We start from the raw sequence: 20,253 nt of genomic DNA on the forward strand, positions 1-20,253 counted from the left end.
ACTTGGCGAGTCAGGCGGGGGCGCCGAGTTCGTCGCCGACGCCGACGCCGATGCCGTCGGCCTCGTCGTGTTCGACGGCGTTCTCACCGTCGGGGCGGCGGGACACCGCAAGCGCGAGGCGTTCGGTGAGCCGGGTGCCGATGCCGAGATCGATCGCGCGGTCGATCAAGGCGTTGAGCCGCACTGCCAGGACCCAGCCGGGCTGGTCGACGACGCGGGAGGCCATGCAGGCCATGACGGCTCGCTGGTAGGGCTGCTGCTCCAGCTCGGGCAGCAGGCCGGGGGCGCGGGGCCGGTCGTGGGCGCGGGCGGCGGCCAGGTCGGCCAGCAGCACGATCATGCGAGTGTCGTCGGCGTCCTCGACGAGGCCGGTCAAGGTGGCCAAGTCGTCGGTGGCTTCGGCGAGCTCGGCGAGCAGCTGTGCGTCTTCGACGTCGCTATCGCTGCGGGACATCGAGTGCACGAGCCCGTCGATGAGGTCCGCGATTTCGAGGCGGCGGGCGCTCGTGGCGGAGGCGAGGTGGGCGAGAGTGCCCGTCATGCAGTACGTCCTTCCAGGTTGGTGTCGTGGCGAGAGATACGAGACCTGCGAGACCTATCCGGCCTCGCAGATACGGGGCGGTGGTGGGGCGCTACAGGTCGCGGGTGCTGCCGAGGAGCTTGCGGCCGAGGCGGACCTTCGTGCCGGATCTCTTGTCAGCGCGGCGAAGAACAGCAGGAGCTTCATGGAGGCCTTCCCGGGACGGCGACGGCGACGGCCCCGTCCGGGGAAACTGGGCGGGGCCGTCGCAGGACAGCGAGGACTGGTTCAGCGGGCCGGGAACACCGGGAGGGCATCGGGCGGGGTCTTGGCGCTGTCCCGCTGACGACGGAACTCCGTCTCGGCGGCGTCGAGGCGCAGGCTCGCATGGTCGGCCCAGCCTTTGGCGGTGCGGAGCGCGCCGCTCGCCGTGCGCTTTTCGGTGCCTGCTTCGTGGCGGAGCACGCCGAGGATTGCGGTGACCGCGGCCTGGGTCTCGCTCCGGAGATCAAGCGTGATGCCGTACGGGTTCATGTAGGTGTGCTGGCGGATCAGGTGGCGGACGATGTCGGCGGCGTTCGTGAACAGCGTGCTGGGTTCGGTGTCGCCAGCGGTGGTGAGCAGCCTCTCGTGCAGGGCGAGCAGGTCGGTCACGATGTCGTCGCCGAGTTCAGCGGGCCAGTCACGGGTCCAGTCGGGAACCGGGTACGCCCGCCCCGACCTGGTCTTGCCGGGGCATGGCGGGCGCCAGGCGCGTCGCCGGTGCGGGGGTGGCGCGTTTCCTGGTGAACATGCTGTGTCCCTTCTTGATGGTGGGGGTGGCGCATGGCGGGGTAGAGGTGTGCGAGGCCTGCGAGTACTCGCAGGCCTCGCAGTACCGTGTGGCGGCGGTGGAGACGCGGGGCTATTTGACGCGGTAGACGGCGTCGCGGACCTTGGTTAGGCGGGTCTCGCCGATGGCTTTGATGTGCCGGCGCACGACTTGCGGGCTGATGGCGAGGCCTTCGGCGAGGTCGTTGACGTGCCAGTCGCCGCCCTTGCGGAGCATGATCATCACTCGCTCGGCGCCCGGGGTGAGCGGCTTGGCGGGCAGGGTGATGACGCCGCCGCCGAGAGCGGGCAGCTCGACCAGCGGTGCGCCCGGTGCGGGTTCGGCACCAGGGGTGTCCTTCGAGTCATCCTCCTCGTCGAAGGAGAAGTCGCCGCTTTCCATCGCGGCGAGTTCCAGTTCGAGCTCGCGGCGTTTCTCCTGCGCGATCTCGAACCGGCGGACGTACACGTCGCCGGCCGCGTTCGCGGTTCCGTTGTCCAGTTCCCAGGGTGTGAGGCTGGCCAGCCACTCGGCCGGGTTCTGCACGTAGGCGGCGCGGAACGCTGCGAGCCGGAGCGCGGCTTTGGATTTGATGTAGCCGAAGCCGGGCAGTTCCGGCAGGACGGTCGGGTCGGGCATGCCCGAGGGCAGCAGCGTGCTGTCGGACTTCTCGGTGGTGCGCAGGGCGATGAGATTGAACCCGGCCAGGCTGCTGCGCAGCAGTTTGGAGTCGCCGAACGCGCCTAGGGTGTAGATGTGCCCGACGGCGAGCAGGCCGATGCCGTTCTTGCGGATCTTCTTTGCCAGCAGCCCGAAGATCTCGCCGTAGGTCAGGCCGCTCGGCGAGACCTCGTTGAACACGTCGGCGGACTCGTCGATGATCACCATGACGCCGGGCAGGGCCCGGGTGTGGGTAAACCCTTTCTGCCTGTTAACGGCCAGGCGCTTGGAGCGGTACCGCACGCCGCCCTTCATCGCGCCGACGAGGGCGTCGATGTTGCAGGTCGGGTCGTCGTCATCACCGAGCCCGGCCAGCGGCCAGTCGGCCAGTTCCATTAGTGCGGGTGAGGATTGGCCTTCCTGCGGGTCGAGGTACCAGATCTCGATACCCATCTTGCGCAGCCCGATCGCGATCAGCTCGACCACGCGGGACTTGCCCGCGTTGGTGCCGCCGAAGATGTAGCCGCCCAGCAGCGCGTCCTCGACCAGCACGGTGAACAGGGCGTCGCCCTCGCCGTCGGCGTAGGGGCCGAGGACGATGTGGGTGCCCCGCTCGTCCTGGACGATCTGCGGGCCCTCGTAGGCCACCCCGGACATGACCGGGGAGTTGTCGATGACCCGCAGTTCGATCACCGCCGGGTCGTCGATGTCGGGCAGTTCGAACGCGATCCGCGGTTCGGCGACCTTGATCGCGCCCGCGATCTTGTCGACCGCGCCGCGGGCCATGGCCAGGGTCTGCTTCCCGGCCTTGAGCTGGACGGTGAACGCGCGGCCGTTGGTCAGCGCACCCTTGTACTCGATGGTGCTGCCCGGCAGGGCGCCGCCGTCGGTGGCGGCCACGTCGGCTTCCCAGCCTGCGATGATCTCGCTGGTCGGCCGTTTCTTGAAGTCCACGACCGGGCGAGCGCTCGTCTCCGTCTGCTTGGCGGCGGGGGTCGGGGCCGGGCCGACCGGGTAGGCGGGGCGGATCCGCTGCCACCAGCGGGCCGACAGGCTCACGGTGCCCAGGCCGAGCGCTAGCCACATCTCGGCGGCGGTGACGCCGGTGAGCGGGGCGGTAGCGCACCAGGCGCAGGCCGCGCCGAGGCCGGTCTTGAGCCGCCCGGCCATGCCGGAGCGCTCCAGCTGCTCTCCGACCTTCTTCTGCGCCAGCTTGTAGGCGATCATGCCGCCGGCCAGCGCGGTGGCGCCGGTGCCCCCGGAGATGGCGAGGTCGGCCAGGTCCATGCCGAGCAGGCCGGGGCCGTCGACGAGTCCGGCGACTAGGGCGCCGGTCGAGCCGAGCGCGGCGGTGCCCGCAGCGGCGTACCAGGGACGCAGGGCACGGCGGTTGCGATAGAGCAGCGGGGTCTTGTGCATGGTCGCGGCGGTGACCGCGACGCGTTTGGTGGTGGCGGCGGCCTTTCTCGCCGTCTCCACCCGATCGCGCAGGGTCTTGGGTTCGGTGTCTTCTCCGGCGGGCTGCTTCTGGAGGCCGTGTTTCTGCTGGAACACGTCATCGAGGGACCGCAGGTCGGCGGTGGTGTCGTTCTTGCGTGTCTGGCGGCGGATGCGAGTGGACATGGGCTGCTGTCCCTCCTTCGAAGGGCTGTGTGTAATGGCGTGGCGGTGCGTGCGCGGGCCGGGAATCGAACCCGGCCACCCCGGCGGCCGCGAAGGAACCGCCGGGGTGCCGTTTCGGCGCCGTGGATCAGGCGTTCTCGTACATCTCGCGCTTACCGGCGCGGTTGCCGCTGGCCTTCGCGGCCTGTACCTGCTCGGCGATGCCGGTCTGCTTGCGAAAGATGTTCGCGACCTTGGTGAAGGCGCTGTCGGCGGTACCGGCGGCCTCACCGGCTTCGGTCACTGCGGCGGCGGCGGCCCGGTACTTGAGGGCCGCGCGCTTGAGCTCCTCGCGGGCGAGCTCCAGCCCGGCGATGGGTTTTCCCTCGACACCAAGTTTGCGCAGCGAGGCGATGGCCACTTCGACCTGCGCGAGTGCGGCCTCCTGCACGCTCGCGGTGGCGATGAGCTCGGCGGCCCTGGAGTCGGTCTTGACCTTGAGGTCCTTCATCGCGGTGCCCATCGCGTGGGGGTATGCGATGGCCTCGGTGAGGTTGGTGATTTCGGGATTGATGGTGGTTGCAGTCACAAGCGGTTCCTTTCCTTCGGTGGGGGCGGGGCGTGGTTTGAATTCGAGGACCTCGGCGTCCGGCGTGGCGTCGTCGACTGCCTGGTTCTGCTTCCCGGCCTTCTTGTCCTCGTGGCGGGTCGTCGCGGCGTCCTTGGCCTTGGCGGCTGCGTTCTTGGTCTTGTCCCAGACGACACCTCGCCGTTTGGCCCACTTCTCTTTCCGTGCGGCGGCCTTCTCCAACCTGGCCGTCCTCTTGGCGATGTAGGCGTCGGTTCGGCGCTTCTCGTCCTTGTGTCGCCACTTCTTCCTCCGGCGGTAACGGCTGGACGAGGCGTCGGCCCAGTCTTCGACGCTGTTGGTGACCAGCCGTCCGAGGTAGCCGCGAATGCCGGGTGCTGGTGACTTGCCGGGATTGTGGGCCTTCCAGCGTTCGGTGCTGGGCAGCTCGTGTCGTCCTTTCGCGACAGCGATGCTGTCCGCGACGTCGCGAACGACGCCGCGTGTCATGAAGAACGCGACACCGCAGATGATCAGAATTTCCACATCGCTCTCCTCCTCTGAATTTGGACTGGTGGATGGGTGTGCGTGCCCCTGGCGGGAATCGAACCCACCCCGTCCGCTCGCGTGATGCTCGTGGACGGAACCGTTGGGGCGCCTGGAAGAACGTCCGGGCTACTTGCCCTTGCCGACCATTTCGAAGAACCCGGCGGTGCCGACCTCGCGGACCTGGTCGGTGCCGTTCTTGATCCCGGCGGCGATCGGCCCGGCGGCGATGAGCGCGACGAGCGGCATCGCGATCAGGGCGAACCTCGCGAACTTGTCCGGCACTTTGTCGATCAGGTCGAAGAACGTGCCGACGACGAGGAACAGCAGCGCGGCACTGGCGACCAGGGTGACGGTGAGCCCGCCCGGAAGTACCCAGCCGAGCAGGCCGCCCACCGCCCATTCGAAGATCGCGCCGACGATCGAGGCCGCCAGGCACGAGGAGGCGACCAGCAGCGCGATCGGGGACACGAACCAGGGGATCCATTTCTGTTTGCTCTTGGAGATCTTCTTCCAGAGGAAGAAGAAAAAAGCGGTCGGCAGCAGCATCAGCCAGCCAGCGGCAGAGAACATGTCGGAGTCCTTTCAGGTCAGAGGTCGGTGAGCAGTTCGATGACGGTGTGCGCGGGCCACAGCAGCCAGGTCAGGACCATCCGGCCCTCCGGGATCAGCGCGGTGGTGATCAGCAGCGCGACGAACACGCACGCCCGGGAGGGGTTGCTCATCAGCCAGCCGCGTAGTGCGCCGCGGCCTTCGTGGTACATCGCGAACCAGGACCAGGCCCTCGCGACGAGACGCAGCAGGCCCTCGTCCGGGACTTGCTGCCCGTGTTTGCCGTAGGCGTGGACTTTTTTCAGGGAGGGCCGGTCCTGGGTGATGAAGTCCGGCGGGACGAACATGGACCGGCACCTGGGCAGGGCCTTGTTGGTGACGAAGTCGGTGATCCTTTCCTTCACCGGTGGCAGAGGCGGCTCGCTGTCGGGGTCGATGACCTGAAGGTGTTCGGGACGAGGCTGGGCGGGGTGCTCGCCGGTGACCACGTCCGTCGTGGTCGTGGTCCCGGCGGGCTGCTGCTCGTCGTGCACGGCGGACATGGCATCTCCTTCACAGGGGTTACTGGATGAGCCGGTCTCCGGCTCGGACCAGAGCGTGGGAAGCGCTGTCGAGGACGTCGTCGGCGCCGGGCTCGCCCCGGCGCGTGGCACGGACATGGGCGCCACGCAGGTAGTCCATGGCCGCTTGCAGGCGACCGGTGGCGTCGGTGGCGGCGTCGAGCCGCTCCAGCAGTTGCGCTTTGGCGTTGTCGTGGTGCCGCGGTCGGGTGGTGCTGGTGCCGGGTTTGCGGGTGCGGCGGTGACCGACCATCGGGCGTTAGTCCTCCCATCCTCGTGTCGCGCGGGACCTCAGGACCGGGTTCCGGGATCCGGGCTGGAACACGTGCAGGACGTAGTCGTTGAGCCAGCGCATCTGGGAAAGCCGGTCGCGGACCTTCTCGCCTTCGGCGGCGCAGGCCAGGGGCACGAAGTGCCGGGCCAGAACCGTTTCGGTCTCTTCGTCGTCGAGGACGAAGAACTCGATCAGGTCGCCGGGGTCGTAGCGGATCGGACCGTCGTCGAGACGGGCGATCCGCAGTTCGTAACGGACACGTTCGGGCACACGCTTCTCCTTTCCATAGCAACGAGTTCAGGGGCGTGGAGCCGGTGACCGAGCGCCCTGAGACCTCACGGTTTCCTCGGGGTTGCGGCGCTCGGGCACTGGCATGTCCCGCACTGCACAAGGGAGGGGTGTGCTGTGCGGGGTGGGGAACCAGAAGCCGTGCAGTGTGTGGTCGCTCACCACACGGCTTCCGGTCGATCTTGGGTGGGCCGATTCAGGGGCCTGGGCAACGCTCGCGGACGGCGGGAGTGAACCTCCGCGAGCGCTCCCCCGGTGCTGGACCGAGCTGGAAGGCTGGGGGTGCGGCCGCCGGGTGATCAGCGCCTGGCGCGGGCACGGAGCGCCCTGCTGATCTCGACCGGGAGACCGCACACAATGGCGAGGATCGTGTTGATGACCAGGAGCGTGCCGAGCAGAAATCCGACCACGAATGCATCTCCTTCCTAGGTGGACGCCGACCCGGCGTCCCGAGTGACTTCAGGCCGAGGGCCGTGCTCCGGCCACCACCGCCGGATCGTGGAGCTGTTGACGGGCGCGTAACCCTGCTTCTCGAAGTGACGGTTGACTTCTGCCGGACCGGGCCGTTCGGGCTGAGCCAGCATCCACGGCAACGCGACCTCCTTCTTGAGCCTCCGCTCCTCGGACGGCTCGTTGCCGCTCGTGCTCTGTTGACGCTTCGTCCTCGGCTTGTCCCGTGCGGGCTGACGCGCCGTCGCGGTCACCGTTACCGGAGGAGGCGAACTCTGGCGCGCGGGCCCTGGGTCGGCCGCCTGCGTGGTCTCGCGGATCCGCTTCTCCTCCTGCTTGCGCAGAGCGTCGGCCTCCCGCCTCTGCTCGTCGGCGATCTCCAGCAGGACCTTGTCGCGGGCGCCGCGCTCGCGCTTGTACTTCGTGCCCGCGACGAACCCGCTGAAAATGTGTCCGATGTAGCCGAAGAACGCGGTGCCGCCGATGATCGCGGCAGCTGTGATGTCCACAGAGGACCAGTGGTGGAGGTTGATCGCAGCCGCAGTGATGGCCGAGATCGCCGAGGCGATCAGGAACGGGATCCACTGGCGGGTCTTGTAGCCTTCCACCCGCATCGCGAGCGCCTTGTCCCCGAATGACACCATCACCAATTCGAACGCGCCGCCGATGATGAGGGCGACGAGGTAGGCGGCCAGGGTGCCGCCGAACAGCTTGCCGAACCCGACGATCTGGCCGACGAACCCGACAACGATCACGAGCCAGTAGACCCCGCTGAACGCTTTCTCCCCGCTGTATTCAGGTTTGGTCGGCTCAGGCGGCGGGGTCCTGACCGCTGGGGCGCGCGGGGTCGGCTGCGGCAACTCCACTGCCGCTCGCGGGGCAGGAGCAGTAGTTGTCGGGGGAACCGGTTCAGCAGGATCCGGAGGGATCGGCGACGGCGGAGCAGAAGGCTGGGAAGCCGGGCTTGGCAGTGGGGCCGACGGCGGCGACGTCGCGGGGACGTCTACCTCGGCTTCGGGGCTGGGTGTGGACGGCGGGTCGCTGGTAGGCGAGGGCTGGTCGTCGGGCGATTCGGCTGCGAACTGGGCTGCCCACTTCGAAAAGTCGTCGTCGGGCTGGTCTTCGGACGCGCCGAGGTGCATCGCGTCGGGCACGGTAGTCCTTTCTGCCGGGCGTCGGATCGAGATCCGGCGCCGGAGACCACGTGCTCGGAAGAACTCAGTGAGCAGGAGCGGTCCCCGGGGCCGGAGCCCGAGGTGAGGTGACTCGCAAGGCGTCCTGGAGATGTGACAGGCCGCTGTCGTTCTCGGTGATCAAGGGCGTGAGGCGGGCGAATTCGGCCTCACTGGCGGCGGGTTTCGTTCCTCTGCCGCCGACGCCGAGGCGCTGAAGCTGGTCGCTGGACCCACAGGTGCGCCGGTCCTGCCGCCGCGCGCAGGGATCCGGGGGCCTGGCGGTGGGGATGGTCATCGCCGTGCCTCTCCTCGGGCGCGGAACACCCGGAAGAGCCATGCAGCTCCGGCGAACCCGACGACCGCGGCCGCGACCCGGGTCGGCTGCTCGGTACCGAACATCAGCCCGAGGAACCCGATCGCGATCGCTGCGGCCGCGAGCAGTGGCTGGCCGACGGAGTCGTCGAGCTCGGTGGGCGGCTTGCCCTGGGCCGCGTGGTCCGGTGTGTCATCGGTTCGGTGATTGCCGGCTGCGTTCGTCATGCCGCCTCCTCGTGGTGGTCGTGGTCTCCGCTCCCGTATCCCGGGGCGACAGCCACGAGCGGTCGCGCCTGCGCGACGCGCAAGAGACGTGCGCGTTCGTCCTTCCTGATGGTCAGCAGCGCGATCCGCTCGGCGATCTCGTGCAGCTGGTGGTCGCTGGCGGCGAGCAGGTCGAGATCGACCTGGGTGAACCCGTCGCCGTGGTGACCTGCGGAAACAATCAAGTCGTCCTCCGTTCGTTGGTGACTCCCGAAGGCCCACCCGTGGGGAAGAGCGGGTGGGCCAACGGCAGGCATCGATCGGTCTAACCTGCAAGAACTGTGAGAAAAGTAGGTGGGACCGCCTCCACTTCGGGGATGCCCAGACACGCATCGCTCGGGCTTACCGTCCTGGCGGGCTGGAAATACGTGTCTGGGGACCTAGGTCTCGCGGTCCTGTGAAGTTCTCTGCGTCTCCCCGCGTCTACAGGGGAGTCCTCACGGCACAGCCGAAGGAGTGGAGCTAGCCACCACGGGCGCAGACCCGCCGTCTGGGCGGCGAGCGCGGGTTCGGACCGGTACTCGCCAACTTGATGATCAGAAACGTACAGTTGCAAACAGATGCGGTCAACTGTTTGAAGCTGGGTTTTTCTAGATTTCCAGGTCGACGCTGAGGACTTCTCACGTTTGGATGCTCTGTTAGCTTCTGAGCGCACCTGTTCGCGACTGCTCACCCAATGGAGCCGATATGTCCACAAGACCAGCCGACGAGATGCGTTACGGCAGCACAGTCCCGACCGTCACCCGGGTCATCCGCGATCGCATCGAGTCCGGCCGATACGCGCATGGGAGCCAGCTGCCGTCGACGCGCGAGCTGGCGGACGATTTCAACGTTTCGGGCGCGACCATCACCAAGGCCATGCAGAACCTCGCCGCTGACGGCCTGGTGGTCAGCAAGGCGAAGAGCAGCCGCATCGTCCATTACCCGGAAGGAGCAGCCCAAACCGAGCGCGGAACGACCACGGTCGTCGTCGCGATCGGAGGGCTCGCCGGCACCGGCAAGTCGGAGTTCGGCCGAATACTCGCTCGGCTGAGCGGCACAGCGATGGTGGACAAGGACACCACGACCCGGGCGGTGGTCGAGGCCTCACTCGAAGCACTGGGACAGCTGGCTTCGGACCGAGAGTCTGACACGTATCTGGAGGTCATTCGCCCCGCCGAGTATCGGGCCCTGTTGATGACGCTGCAGGAGAACCTCGAGTGCGGGATCAGCGTCGTGGTCAGCGCGCCGTTCACCAAGGAACTGGCCGACCGAGCCTGGTGCGACCGGCTTCAGGCCCTGGTCACTCGCCTCGGCGGTGAGCTGCACGTGGTCTGGGTCCGCTGCGACCCAGACACGATGCGGACCTACATCCAGGGCCGCGGCGCCGCGCGCGATGCCTACAAGCTCGCCAACTGGGACGCCTACCTCGACGGTCTCGACCTGGACATGCGGCCGGAAATCGAGCACACGGTGATCGACAACAGCGCCGGCGCTCCCCCGCTGGAACAACAGGCAGCTGAGCTGCTCGCCCGGATCGCGCGATGAACCGCCGGGATAAGGAAGAACCCGTGAAGATCTTGATCAGCGACGAGACCGACGACAGGGTCGGCGTGGACCTGCTCGACCGCCTCGACGGTGCCGACGTGGTCACCTACGACCCGACCGCCACTGAACTCGACCAGTCCCAGCGGGCAGCCGAGATCATGATTCCGCCGTATCGAGGAAGCCACCGCCCTCTCGAGCTGCTGTCCCAACTCCCCCACCTGCGAATGGTGCAGCTGCTCAGCGCGGGGAGCGACGAATGGGCCCCCTACGTCCCCGGGCACGTGATGCTCGCCAGCGGCCGCGGCGGCCACGCCCACGCGGTGTCGGAATGGATCCTCTCCGCGATCCTGTGCCAGTACCGGGGCTGGCCGTCGCTGCTGAACTACCAGCACGACGGCGTCTGGGCCCATCGGAAGGTCGAGGCCGACACGGTGGCGGGCAAGAAAACCCTCATCGTCGGCGCCGGCCACATCGGGCTCGCCGCGGCGAAGCGCCTCCAGCTCATGGACGCCGAGGTCACGCTCGTCGGCCGGATCGCTCGCGAGGGCGTTCACACCGCTGCCGATCTTCCGGCCTTGGTTCCGGACCACGACATCGTCGTGATCGCCGCCCCGCTCACCACCAGCACGCGCGGCCTGTTCGGCAAGAACATGCTGGCCACCATGCCGGATGGCTCGCTGCTGGTCAACGCGGGCAGGGGCGAGATCATCGACACCGACGCCCTGCTCCTGGAGCTCAACGCGGGCCGCCTTCGCGCGGCCCTGGACGTCACCGACCCCGAACCCCTGCCCGCAGGCCACCCGCTCTACACAGCGCCCGGCGTGATCATCAGCCCGCACATGTCCCGCACCGTTCCGGGAACCAACGAACGCTGCTACCAGGTCGCCGCCGAGCAGGTCGCGACCTTCTTGGCGGGCTGCACACCGTCGAACGCCGTACTTGACCGGCAGTGAGCCGAAAACGCTCACGGATTCCTTCGATCACCTCTTCAAGGTAGACAAAGTACGTACTTTCGCTACTCTCGATACAACGATGATCACAGGAGGTACCCAGATGGACATGAAAGAGGTGAGCCGTCACCCCGGAAAGCTGCGCCGCACCCTGATGGACGGCCACTCCGTTCCCCTGAGCTACCACGACAACCCCTACGCCACGGCCATCCCGACGCGAGTCCTAAACAGGCTGCTGCAGCTGGCCGGGAACAAGGGACGCCAGGTCCTCGAGGACTCACTTCTTCCCGACGACACACCAGGTGAGGCAGTGGCAAAGACCTAATCTTTTCGAATCCCGGGTTGTGCTCGAAGCGGCGGTCACGCTTCTTCGTAGCAGCCTCTGGGACCTTAAACAGAAAAACGCCCCGCGTGCATGGCGGCAAACCTTCACACGCGGAGCGTCCTCAAGAGCCTGGGATAAACCCGGCAACTGCGAATCCTACTTTATCGACGCTGGGTGCAGTAGGCGTCGTGCCGTGGTCCACCCCGGGCTCCACAAACGATGTGGAGACTACGTGGATTTCATCGAGGACATCTCTCCTCACGAGCTACACCATGCCGCGATCCCGAACAAGACCATCGACTTCTGGGAACGCCGGGACCTGCTGGCCCTCGGCGTCCTGACCTCCTTCGTCCGGCACAGCAGCGGGTACGGCATCACCTTGACCAAGCTGACCGCCCGCTGCCCCGGGCAGGGCAAGACCGTGCTGTCCAAGGCCTACAACCGCCTGATCGAGGAACGCTTCCTCGTCCGGATCGAGTTCACCTACGCGCGCCCGGCGGGAAGCAACGAGCGCTCCGGCCTCCGCTACACCAAGCACGCGGTGAGCCGGGTACAGATCAGCGAACAGCTCTTCGCCGAGCTGGTGAAGTCCCACGCCCCGGGCAAGCACATCTTCATCCCCTACGGCGAGCCGGACGAGAACGGCCGGCGCGAGACACGTCGCGTGAAGATCCTGGCCGCCGAGCTGTACTGCCATGTCGGGGCGGGTCAGGTGACCTCCGAGACCAGGCTGATGCCGCACCCGCGCCGCCGCGGGGCTCCGGTCAAGGAGCCCGCCAAGCGACCTCAGCCCGTTCGTCTCCGGCTCGCGAACTCGGTCGACGCTTCGCTCTTCGACGCACCGAGCGAATACCCCGATATTCAGGAATCTTCGCTGGTCACACCGGAGGTCGGAAAGTTGACGTCCGGCACGACCAGGGCAGCTACTACGGACCCGCTGGTGACACCGGATGTCGAAAATCCGATGTCCGGTGTCACCAGCGGAAACACCCCAGAACACCAGGTCGCACCGGACGTCGAAGATTCGACTTCCATTAAGAAGTACCAAGTTCACGAAGTTACTGATTTAGAAGACAGACAAGCTGGGGGCGAAACGCCGCCCCCAGACCCGGCGTTCCGATCCAGTGACTCACCTGCCGAAGGGGGTACAGATCAAGGTGATCTTGAAACTCAACCCCAGTACGCGCACGCGCAACCGCCGGACGCGATCGCGGACCTGGTGCAGCTGGGGGACGAGCGCGACCGCTTAATCACCGACGTCGAGCGCTTGAGCGGCAGGCAAGCATTTCAGGCGGCGCGGCAGCTTGTTGCCTGCGAGATCGAGCTGCGGCGCCTGGTCCCCCACAGCCGGGGCGACACCAGCGACAACCTGCAGGATCTAACTCTTCTTGAGCCTGTCGGTCGTCGTGGAAGGTCACGACGATGAGGAACCAGAAGCCAGCATCAGTCGAGCGGTTGATCTTGGTTCAACGTTCCTGGCCCTCACGCGGTCGCTGCTCCCCTTAGCAACATCGGCGACCGCGGGGGCCCTGGTGAGAGTTCGCTAACGACCGGCGACTTCAGGCCACCAAGACCGAATGTGAGTGACTCTCAGTGATGAAGGGCGGCCGATAGGGTTTCGGGTTTCTCACTGGCCCGCTCTGGGACTCCCAACGCGCAGCGCGCGACGCGCACGCGCGCGAGGCCAATGATAGTGAAACACACCCAGCCCTGCTGCGAAACCCCCTTCGAAACCCCTGCTTCCTCAACACAGAGTGACCGATACGCGCCCGAACCGCGTGCAGGATCACAGTCGCGACACGAAGCCGTCGGGTCGCGGAAGTGCTCTCCTACGCCTCGACCGCCGACGCCAACCCCGTGCGAGTAGCCGCGTCGCGCGGCGGGCTGGGTCGAGGGACCTCATCAGTCCCCGTCCGGTGCGCGAGACGCGCACCTCCGATTCAGCGGAGACGCGCCGTCGGACGGTTCGTCACGTGCGCGAGCCTGCCCCAGGTGCCGGGGGCTCATCGTGAGGCCCGTTCGCGCGCTGTACGCACGCGGCGGGGCCGGGCCGTGCGACCCCTGAACCTTGCCCGTGCGCGGACCGCGCAGGAAGGGCCGTGCGCGCCCCGTCGTCTGCCTGAGATACATGGGGCACTGGGCAGGCGCGCACGGAAAGTACCTGTTCAAAGGACGTGCACGCCCCCTCGTGCACGCCCCTGAACTTCACGCCCCGGACTCCCGCGCACGGGAGTGCCGTGCACGGGATGGGGATCGCGCACTTCGCGAAGGCGAGCGCCCGCGCAGCCGCGCACGTGGTCGAGGTTGCGCACGTGTGCGCCGAATGCGCACCCGATGGGGAAGCACCGGTGCGCGAGCCGTCGCCCCGTGTATCAAGGCGCGCACACGCGTGATGCGCGCGTCGTCGAACACGTGCGGATCGAGTACCGCGTTCGGTCCGAGTGCACTCCCATGCGGTGCGAACAAGCACGCCCACGCACGCTCGACGAAATCAGCAAGCCTGGCTCAGAGCCGGACGTTCAGCGTGAAGCTTCCTCGCCGTCGCTACTGACGCGCGGTGTCCAGGGCTGTGGAGCGGGGTTGGGGTTGACCGAGTTAATCCGGTTGCCTGCACGAGGGCGAGCACGGCTCGGTATGGGCGGCGACGATCCCTGCGCGCCAGGGTCGTGGCACGAGTCGGGCGGATGGACCCGTCGGGCCAGAATCAGGGTTGGTGCGATGCAGTTTCGTAGGAGGCCGAGGCACGGCGTTCCTTAATGAGGGTCTTGCTCAGGTTCACTGCTTCATCGAAGAGATCCCCGAGGTCGGCACGTGCTCCGAGTTTGCACCGAAGGCACAGTCGTCGCCCAGAGTCGTCTGTGGCCACAGGTGGTTGGGGAAGATCGCACGCGACGCAATCGAGGGCGTTAGCGAGTTCGTCGACCAGTTCCAAGAAGAAGGTGAAGTGCTGACGTCCCAGCCCGATTCCGGCGAAGGAGAGAAGGTCTAGCCAGTCAGTGATGCTCTCGTCGTCGGCGAAGTAGTCGGCGTGGTCGATGAACGCCGTGATCTGCCGTTGGAGTTCGCTGACGTAGCCCTTCCAGAAGGCCGGAACAGTGGAAGCTGCGTTGGCCTCGCGGCCCTGGTCGTTGTCGCCGGCCATGCGGGCGAGTGCGACGCGTTCCTTGTATGCCCCGCCTTTGGACTTGCCGACCGCGAGGCCGATCTCGGTCCATGTCGCGCCGTACTCTCGGGCGAGGTCGATGCATCCCGCGCGCTCGGCGTGTATCCGGTGGTAGACGTCGTTCGCGAGAATCAACCCGGCGTGACCGTCGGCCTGACGTCGCTCGGTCGGCGTCGGCCTGTCCGAATCGGCGTGCAGCGCGATGCGCCGTCGAGGGTCGACGATGTAAGCGATCATGCCGAACACGTCGTCACGAGCGGGAATTCGCTCGATCAGGCTTTCGTGGTCGACGAGATCGTCGACCCACCACGCCTGCAGCTCATCCACGACGTCACGGACAACATCGCGACGGCGCCCTTCTTCGTCCAACACCACGCTGTTTCGCGGGTCCGGAGTGGCTCTGCGGCCGCGGCGGCCAGGAGGCGATCCGGACGCAAGTCTGCGCCGCCTCAGACCGACGGCGCCGGCGCTGCCAAGGCCCAGAAGGGGGGCGGTCTTGCTCTGCGTGGAGTTCGTCGCGGCCTCAATATTGAACGCGATGAGCTGGGCTTCGCACCGATCACGTGTTATGGACAGGTCGTTCCAGACCACGAGCGCCGCCAGCAGGTCCGACTTCACCAGCGGCTCGACACGGCTACGCTGCCGCAACGCGATCAAGAACTCATAGGCAGGGAGATCGGCCGGGAAGTCCGGCGACCGACGGTCCCGCAACCCCTGCAGCGCAACCTGCCAAGTCTGAGCCGGAGGGGCGGACCGTCTGGCACGCGGCCTGCGACGGCCAAGTACGGCAAGCACCGACGGGACGTCGTCTGGCCTTCGCCATCCGCCGCAACTGAACGGGGCCGGCGCAGCGCACTCGGCCCGTAGCCGGACGGCGGCCGCCGGCAGCGGCGACGGAATCCCGCGTGCTTCCAGCATCGACACGGTCGCCGCAGCGCAGCGGGTGAACAACGCTGACCATGCGACGTCTGTTGGCGTATGCCGCAACACCACCCGCTGCTGGCGTGACGCCCATACCTCGATCACCGGACCAGGCGCGACACTCGCGATCACCTGCACGGTGAACTCGGGTGGCACCTCGGCTCGCAGGTCAGAGAGAAATCTGACGACTTCGACGGCGGCCACCTCATCGGCGACGCCCCGCGGCCGCTTAGCCAGGCGGGTTGCCTCACTCGCCACGGCGAGACTCTCGTCAAAGACCTGCTGACGTCCACGAAGGGCTGCGATCTGCTGACGCTCGCTATCTTTCGAGCGACCTGTCGCCTGGCGCTGCCCCACCGCGAAGACCGCGATCTTGAGTCCTCCCGGAATGATTCTCTGGCGCACGTCCATCGAGGTGCCCCCCGCGGCGCCAGCGACCAACAGTCCAACAATCATCCGGGACTGGCCGGCGAACCACGGATCCGCAATCAGGAGCCCCGGGGGAGTCGGGGTGAACCCGGCATGCCTCCAGACCTGGGAGATCATCGTCTGGGATAACACAACGCCAGGTTTCGCCGCCAAGGCGAGTGCCGTCACTGGCTTCTGACCGCCGATCGCGCCCAACGCCTCTAGGATGGCCTGTTCCTGCGACCGCAGGTCCGCCGGGGTCGGCGTGGGGGTCAACAAGCCTCCGACCCGGAATTGCTCGAACCTTGAACGCCACTTGGTTGCCGTTCGATCGAGAGTCTCGGTAGGTGCTGGATCTGTCCGATCTCTTTCGGCGTCTGCGGCGGCCAGGATGGCTCGGGCACGTTCGCCTAACCGAGGTGGGCCCGACGCGAGGAGCGAGAGTACCTCGGCCTCCGCATCCGTGATCCGCGACGAATGCAATCCTCCAGGCCCAGTCACCACGCCAGGGTTGCACAGCAGACTGCTAAATCGCCACATTTGAGCGTTTCCTTGGCGTGGCCACAGCGAGGGTGGCGGGCTTCCATGCCCCTGACCTGCGCTGATACTACCAGTTAGGCCCCACACGGCCCGTTCGTGGTGTGCGCTGGGAGAAGCCCAGCAGTCAAAACGTCACCGTGACGAATTGTCAGCGCGCTCAAGGGGTTGGAACTAGCTTGTCTGCAGTGAGCTGACCAGGCGAAACGCAGATGGCGTTCCCCGTTCCGGCTTGTCGGCCAGGGCGGCTGCGACGGCGCGCCCCCAGTATCTCCGGAAGCGCAGGCAGGGTACTCGCCGGGGATCGGCGCCCTTCGGGGGTCGATGGAGGGGCTCGCTGATCACGCCACGCAAGCCGTCGGCCATCGCTTCGAGCATGCTTACCCCACATTCCAGGGAATCTGCTTTGCGTTCCCGCGAGGTGCTCGAACCTTCGCCCGGCAGGAGAGAGTCGACCCGGCGCGGGTCATCGATTTCGGGGTTCGCAGCCCGCGGCGAGGTTCCCCGCGCCCCTCGCTGGGACTGGGGCGCAGGCCTTCCCGTACCTGACCCGTTGAGGTCTCGAAAAAGAGAGCGGCGGCTCCGGTCTCGGCGGGGGGCTGTTCACCTTTGCTCGGCATCGTGCAGGCGGCCTTCGCCGGGCAAGTCCGCCACGAACCTCGCCAGCTCGGGGAACGCCCGAGCGATCCTCGCGATCGCACCAACCCCCGGCGATCAGGGCCCACGCTGTCGAAGGCCCCGCATTGCCGGCGGCTCTGCGCCGCGTCGGCCGCACCCGGCTACGTCGACAAGACCCGCCGGCGACATCAAGGCGGCGCTGCGAATCCCAGCTGCGCCAGCCCACACTCGTCGAAGACGCCTTCGGCCGCCGGGCCCTCGCGCTACTCAACTCGCTCGATGGCCCCTGCGTCGGCTCCCGCGCACCCGTCACCCGCGCGTCCAGGCGCTCGATCTCCGTCACCTACCGCGCGGATCAAGAATGACCGCCTCGCCGCCGTCGGCTGGCTCTGGGCATTCATCGCCGCCACCCACACACACCTGCGAACCCGCCAAAGTCCACTACCGACGCCGCAGCGACCCACGGCGACCGCCACTCCAACCGCGCGCTGCGGCACCTGTTCAACCGGATGCTCGGCCAGCTCTACCACTGCCTCCAAGATCGGAGGCCGTTTCGTGGGCTCCGGAACATCGCTCGCCGCGCTCGACGAGCAAGGGCCGTCACCGTCACCGGAACCCCACACTCGCGGCTTGACAACTTCCATAGGGACCCCCACCCCACTCAACGACACGAAGTTCGCGAACCTTTGGGGTGGGGACCAGCAACCCCCTAGTCCTGCGGCGCCTCCTGGACTTCGCCGCACGAGCCGAGGCCCCCCGCTCGCTGAAGAGCAGGGGTCACGGGGTTGCAACCACCGGCGGGGGTAGCGGGGACCTAAACTAACGGGGCTCCGCCACCCCCCGTCGCTGGCGCGCGGTCCGCCTGCATTGACTGTCGCCTGACGCAAAGATGCAGGTCAGGACCGATGGGTCAACCGATGGGTTCACTAGTGGCTACTCCGATGAGTTGACCGATCAGTTGGCGATTGATTGACCAACCAGTGACCGACCAGTCAGTGAGCCAGAGGGGCAGTTCGACGATGCGTCAACGGTGTTGCGGCTTGCTGCTCTGTCAGCGTGGTGCTACTCCTGTCAGGAGCATGAGTACAGTACGGACCAGTTAACCCATTGCCTGGAGGCATGAAGTGACCAACGCACTACCAGGAGCTACCAACAGTAAGGCGCTGGCGCAAAGCCGGGCTCGTGCAGTACGCCCATACTTGCGTCGCGTGATTGCCTTCTTCAACGGTAAAGGGGGTGCTGGGAAGACTAGCTTGTCGACCAATACAGCAGCGACCATTGCGGGCAGCCTAGCCGCCGCACGGTCCCGCAAGAGGGCGTTGCTCATCCAACTCGACAAGCAGGGCGATGCCGGACTCGATCTTGGATACCGCTACCAGGACGACGATCGAGGCAAGGACGACGACGGTCTGAGCATCTTTAATGTCTGCATCGGGGCAGGCAGCCTCAACATTATTCGAGGCGTCCGCGAGAACCTCGACGTCGTGCCCGGTGGCAACATGATTGAGAACCTGAGCAGTTTCCTTAAGGGTTCCGATGCCAAAAAGCGTGCCGATGCCCGTCTCCGCTTCGCTGAGGCCATCGCCGCAGTGGCCCATGAATACGAGTACATCTGCATCGACTGTCCTCCGATCGACGAAGAGTTGCAGGTACTCGGCTTGGTCGCAGCAGCCTGGATCTTGATCCCGGTGCAGTTCGACGCGTCAAGCCTGTATGGATTGGAGGGCGTTTCGGACGGCATCGAAGAGGCTGAGCAGCTCAACCCAGAGCTGGATGTGCTCGGAATCGTCATGTTTGCATTCGATTCCCGTGACTTACGACGCTACACAGAGAAAGGCACAGGGGAGGAGCGCTATCGCGAGACCGGTCAGCGAGCGCGAGTACGCAGGAAGCTCCAACAGGAACTAGAGCGACTGAAGAGCAAATCTATCGTCTTTCAAACAGTAATTACGAATAATCGAAACGTAGCGGAAGATTGCCGCGACTTCGGACGTACGGCCGCAGAAGTCGCAGAGGCAGCGAAGCACCCCGAGTGGCGTAAATTGCGAGTAAAGAATGGCTTGTCCGCGTTCACCGCTGAAGCAGCGATGAACGTCGCCGCCGACTATGAAGACCTGGCTTCTGAGGCAATCTCTCGCGTGAAAATGCTGGAAGCTGCAAAACGTAACGCGTCCGACGCTCAGTAACTAAGAAAGAGAAGACTTCGTGACAGAGAATCCCACGTCAGGTTCGCCGGGCCCAGACCGCACCAGCCCGGTGCCGAGCGGCCCTCCGACACCACCACCGCGCACCCGACGAGTAGGTAGCAGAGGAGCGCCGCTCACAGACCTAATTACGCCGGAGGAGGACCACGCTGCTCCTCCTCCGTTCGTTCCCCCTACGGCTCCTGCAGAAGCCCTAACGCCGGTGCAACAAATTCAAGAACCCGAGCACCGCGAAACAGTCACCCAATCACGCCCCGTTGAACGCGACACGCCCATTGGCCCATTCGACGGCGACGCCCATAACAAAACCAAAGAGGCCAGCGAGCCAAGCGTTCGATCGAATCCCAAATCGGGTAGCAAGAAAACCTCGAAAAAATCGCCGGCTAAAACCCAGCCCAACCCCACAGCGGACTCACCGCCAACAGACCTCGACGACGATGACCCGACCTACGCGACAACGGTGTACCTTCTGCCCGAAGCACGGAGGGCGGCAAAGAATCTTCGCGACAACACTGGCCTAATGGCAGCGACGATCGTAATGGATGCGCTGGATGCGGCTTTGCAAGCTGAGATGCTTGAACACCTTGTCCGTCAACGCCAGGTCGTTCCGAGGTCTGCAGATTCACGGTTCCCTGACCGTAGGGCTACACGGCGTGCCCGCCCCCGAGCTCAGTCGCGGGCACAGAAGCCGCCAGCGCGAGTTCTGTGGCAGGCGGCATTTACCGCAACCGAACTCACTGAGATCGACACAATTGTCTCGGAGACCAGGGCTACATCACGCTCGGAGCTGATCGCTGCAGCAACTGAATGGTACGTGCTGAAGTATCTCTATCCGGATGCCGAGCAGTCCGACGAGGAGCAGCCACAAGACCTGGACGAGACTGGGGGAAAATGACGAGGTGGGGACTGGTTACGAACCTTCCCCAAGTTGCTCGCCTCGGACCGCGAGAAGGTCGTCGTCGAGCTTGGCGATCGCGTGTGACCTGCCGCCAGAGCTCGCTGGCGGGCATCTCGT

19 protein-coding genes are annotated in these 20,253 nt (G+C 66.3%); 6 read left to right on the plus strand and 13 right to left on the minus strand.

What is annotated here, in order from left to right; genetic code table 11:
• Positions 1 to 10: 10 nt before the first annotated feature.
• From BS329_RS15525 to BS329_RS15580, 12 genes are all read right to left on the minus strand, one after another.
• Positions 11 to 541, minus strand: coding sequence for a hypothetical protein (locus BS329_RS15525; protein WP_076161294.1), 531 nt, complete (start codon positions 539 to 541; stop codon positions 11 to 13).
• Positions 542 to 808: 267 nt separating this feature from the next.
• Positions 809 to 1,174, minus strand: coding sequence for a hypothetical protein (locus BS329_RS15530; protein WP_076161297.1), 366 nt, complete (start codon positions 1,172 to 1,174; stop codon positions 809 to 811).
• Positions 1,175 to 1,424: 250 nt separating this feature from the next.
• On the minus strand, positions 1,425 to 3,614 hold the full coding sequence (locus BS329_RS15540; RefSeq protein ID WP_076161303.1) for a hypothetical protein: 2,190 nt from the start codon (positions 3,612 to 3,614) through the stop codon (positions 1,425 to 1,427).
• A gap of 127 nt (positions 3,615 to 3,741) precedes the next feature.
• Positions 3,742 to 4,707 (minus strand): hypothetical protein, encoded by a 966-nt coding sequence (locus BS329_RS15545; RefSeq protein ID WP_076161305.1) that lies wholly within the window; start codon positions 4,705 to 4,707, stop codon positions 3,742 to 3,744.
• Between the two features lie 129 nt (positions 4,708 to 4,836).
• Entirely contained in the window at positions 4,837 to 5,280 is a 444-nt protein-coding gene (locus BS329_RS15550; RefSeq protein WP_076161308.1) for a hypothetical protein, read from the minus strand.
• 17 nt (positions 5,281 to 5,297) lie between these two features.
• Positions 5,298 to 5,801: a hypothetical protein gene (locus BS329_RS15555; RefSeq protein WP_076161311.1), complete on the minus strand. Its 504-nt coding sequence runs from the start codon at positions 5,799 to 5,801 to the stop codon at positions 5,298 to 5,300.
• A gap of 19 nt (positions 5,802 to 5,820) precedes the next feature.
• Complete coding sequence (locus tag BS329_RS15560; RefSeq protein WP_076161314.1) at positions 5,821 to 6,072, minus strand: hypothetical protein; 252 nt, start codon at positions 6,070 to 6,072, stop codon at positions 5,821 to 5,823.
• Between the two features lie 6 nt (positions 6,073 to 6,078).
• The gene (locus BS329_RS15565; RefSeq protein WP_076161316.1) at positions 6,079 to 6,363 is read right to left on the minus strand and encodes a hypothetical protein; all 285 of its coding nucleotides are present in this window, start codon (positions 6,361 to 6,363) and stop codon (positions 6,079 to 6,081) included.
• Positions 6,364 to 6,806: 443 nt separating this feature from the next.
• Positions 6,807 to 7,697, minus strand: coding sequence for a hypothetical protein (locus tag BS329_RS15570; RefSeq protein ID WP_076161319.1), 891 nt, complete (start codon positions 7,695 to 7,697; stop codon positions 6,807 to 6,809).
• Between the two features lie 352 nt (positions 7,698 to 8,049).
• Positions 8,050 to 8,301, minus strand: a complete 252-nt coding sequence (locus BS329_RS42565; protein ID WP_143253049.1) for a hypothetical protein — start codon at positions 8,299 to 8,301, stop codon at positions 8,050 to 8,052.
• The gene (locus BS329_RS15575) at positions 8,298 to 8,546 is read right to left on the minus strand and encodes a hypothetical protein (RefSeq protein WP_076161322.1); all 249 of its coding nucleotides are present in this window, start codon (positions 8,544 to 8,546) and stop codon (positions 8,298 to 8,300) included. The genes BS329_RS42565 and BS329_RS15575 overlap by 4 nt, the downstream gene beginning before the upstream one ends.
• Positions 8,543 to 8,770 carry a hypothetical protein gene (locus BS329_RS15580; RefSeq protein WP_076161324.1) on the minus strand — a complete coding sequence of 76 codons (228 nt, stop codon included), beginning with the start codon at positions 8,768 to 8,770 and terminating at the stop codon, positions 8,543 to 8,545. The genes BS329_RS15575 and BS329_RS15580 overlap by 4 nt, the downstream gene beginning before the upstream one ends.
• 502 nt (positions 8,771 to 9,272) lie before the next feature.
• Here BS329_RS15580 and BS329_RS15585 point away from each other — a divergent pair.
• The 4 genes from BS329_RS15585 to BS329_RS15600 all read left to right on the plus strand — a co-directional run bounded on the left by BS329_RS15585 (position 9,273) and on the right by BS329_RS15600 (position 12,813).
• A complete protein-coding gene (locus BS329_RS15585) occupies positions 9,273 to 10,112 on the plus strand; it encodes a GntR family transcriptional regulator (RefSeq protein ID WP_084749774.1) in 840 nt (279 codons plus the stop codon).
• Positions 10,113 to 10,135: 23 nt separating this feature from the next.
• A complete protein-coding gene (locus BS329_RS15590) occupies positions 10,136 to 11,065 on the plus strand; it encodes an NAD(P)-dependent oxidoreductase (protein ID WP_244197170.1) in 930 nt (309 codons plus the stop codon).
• A 100-nt stretch (positions 11,066 to 11,165) separates the two neighbouring features.
• Positions 11,166 to 11,387: a hypothetical protein gene (locus BS329_RS15595; RefSeq protein WP_076161333.1), complete on the plus strand. Its 222-nt coding sequence runs from the start codon at positions 11,166 to 11,168 to the stop codon at positions 11,385 to 11,387.
• Between the two features lie 232 nt (positions 11,388 to 11,619).
• Positions 11,620 to 12,813 carry a hypothetical protein gene (locus BS329_RS15600; RefSeq protein WP_076161335.1) on the plus strand — a complete coding sequence of 398 codons (1,194 nt, stop codon included), beginning with the start codon at positions 11,620 to 11,622 and terminating at the stop codon, positions 12,811 to 12,813.
• 1,278 nt (positions 12,814 to 14,091) lie between these two features.
• Here the strand turns inward: BS329_RS15600 and BS329_RS15605 are convergent.
• Complete coding sequence (locus BS329_RS15605; protein WP_143253050.1) at positions 14,092 to 16,155, minus strand: hypothetical protein; 2,064 nt, start codon at positions 16,153 to 16,155, stop codon at positions 14,092 to 14,094.
• 2,003 nt (positions 16,156 to 18,158) lie between these two features.
• Here BS329_RS15605 and BS329_RS15610 point away from each other — a divergent pair.
• Positions 18,159 to 19,220, plus strand: coding sequence for a ParA family protein (locus BS329_RS15610; protein WP_158075788.1), 1,062 nt, complete (start codon positions 18,159 to 18,161; stop codon positions 19,218 to 19,220).
• A 220-nt stretch (positions 19,221 to 19,440) separates the two neighbouring features.
• Complete coding sequence (locus tag BS329_RS41875; RefSeq protein WP_143253051.1) at positions 19,441 to 20,133, plus strand: hypothetical protein; 693 nt, start codon at positions 19,441 to 19,443, stop codon at positions 20,131 to 20,133.
• Positions 20,134 to 20,253 lie beyond the last annotated feature (120 nt).

It is taken from the genome of Amycolatopsis coloradensis (genome assembly GCF_001953865.1).
In the GTDB taxonomy this organism is placed as follows: Bacteria; Actinomycetota; Actinomycetes; order Mycobacteriales; family Pseudonocardiaceae; genus Amycolatopsis; species Amycolatopsis coloradensis.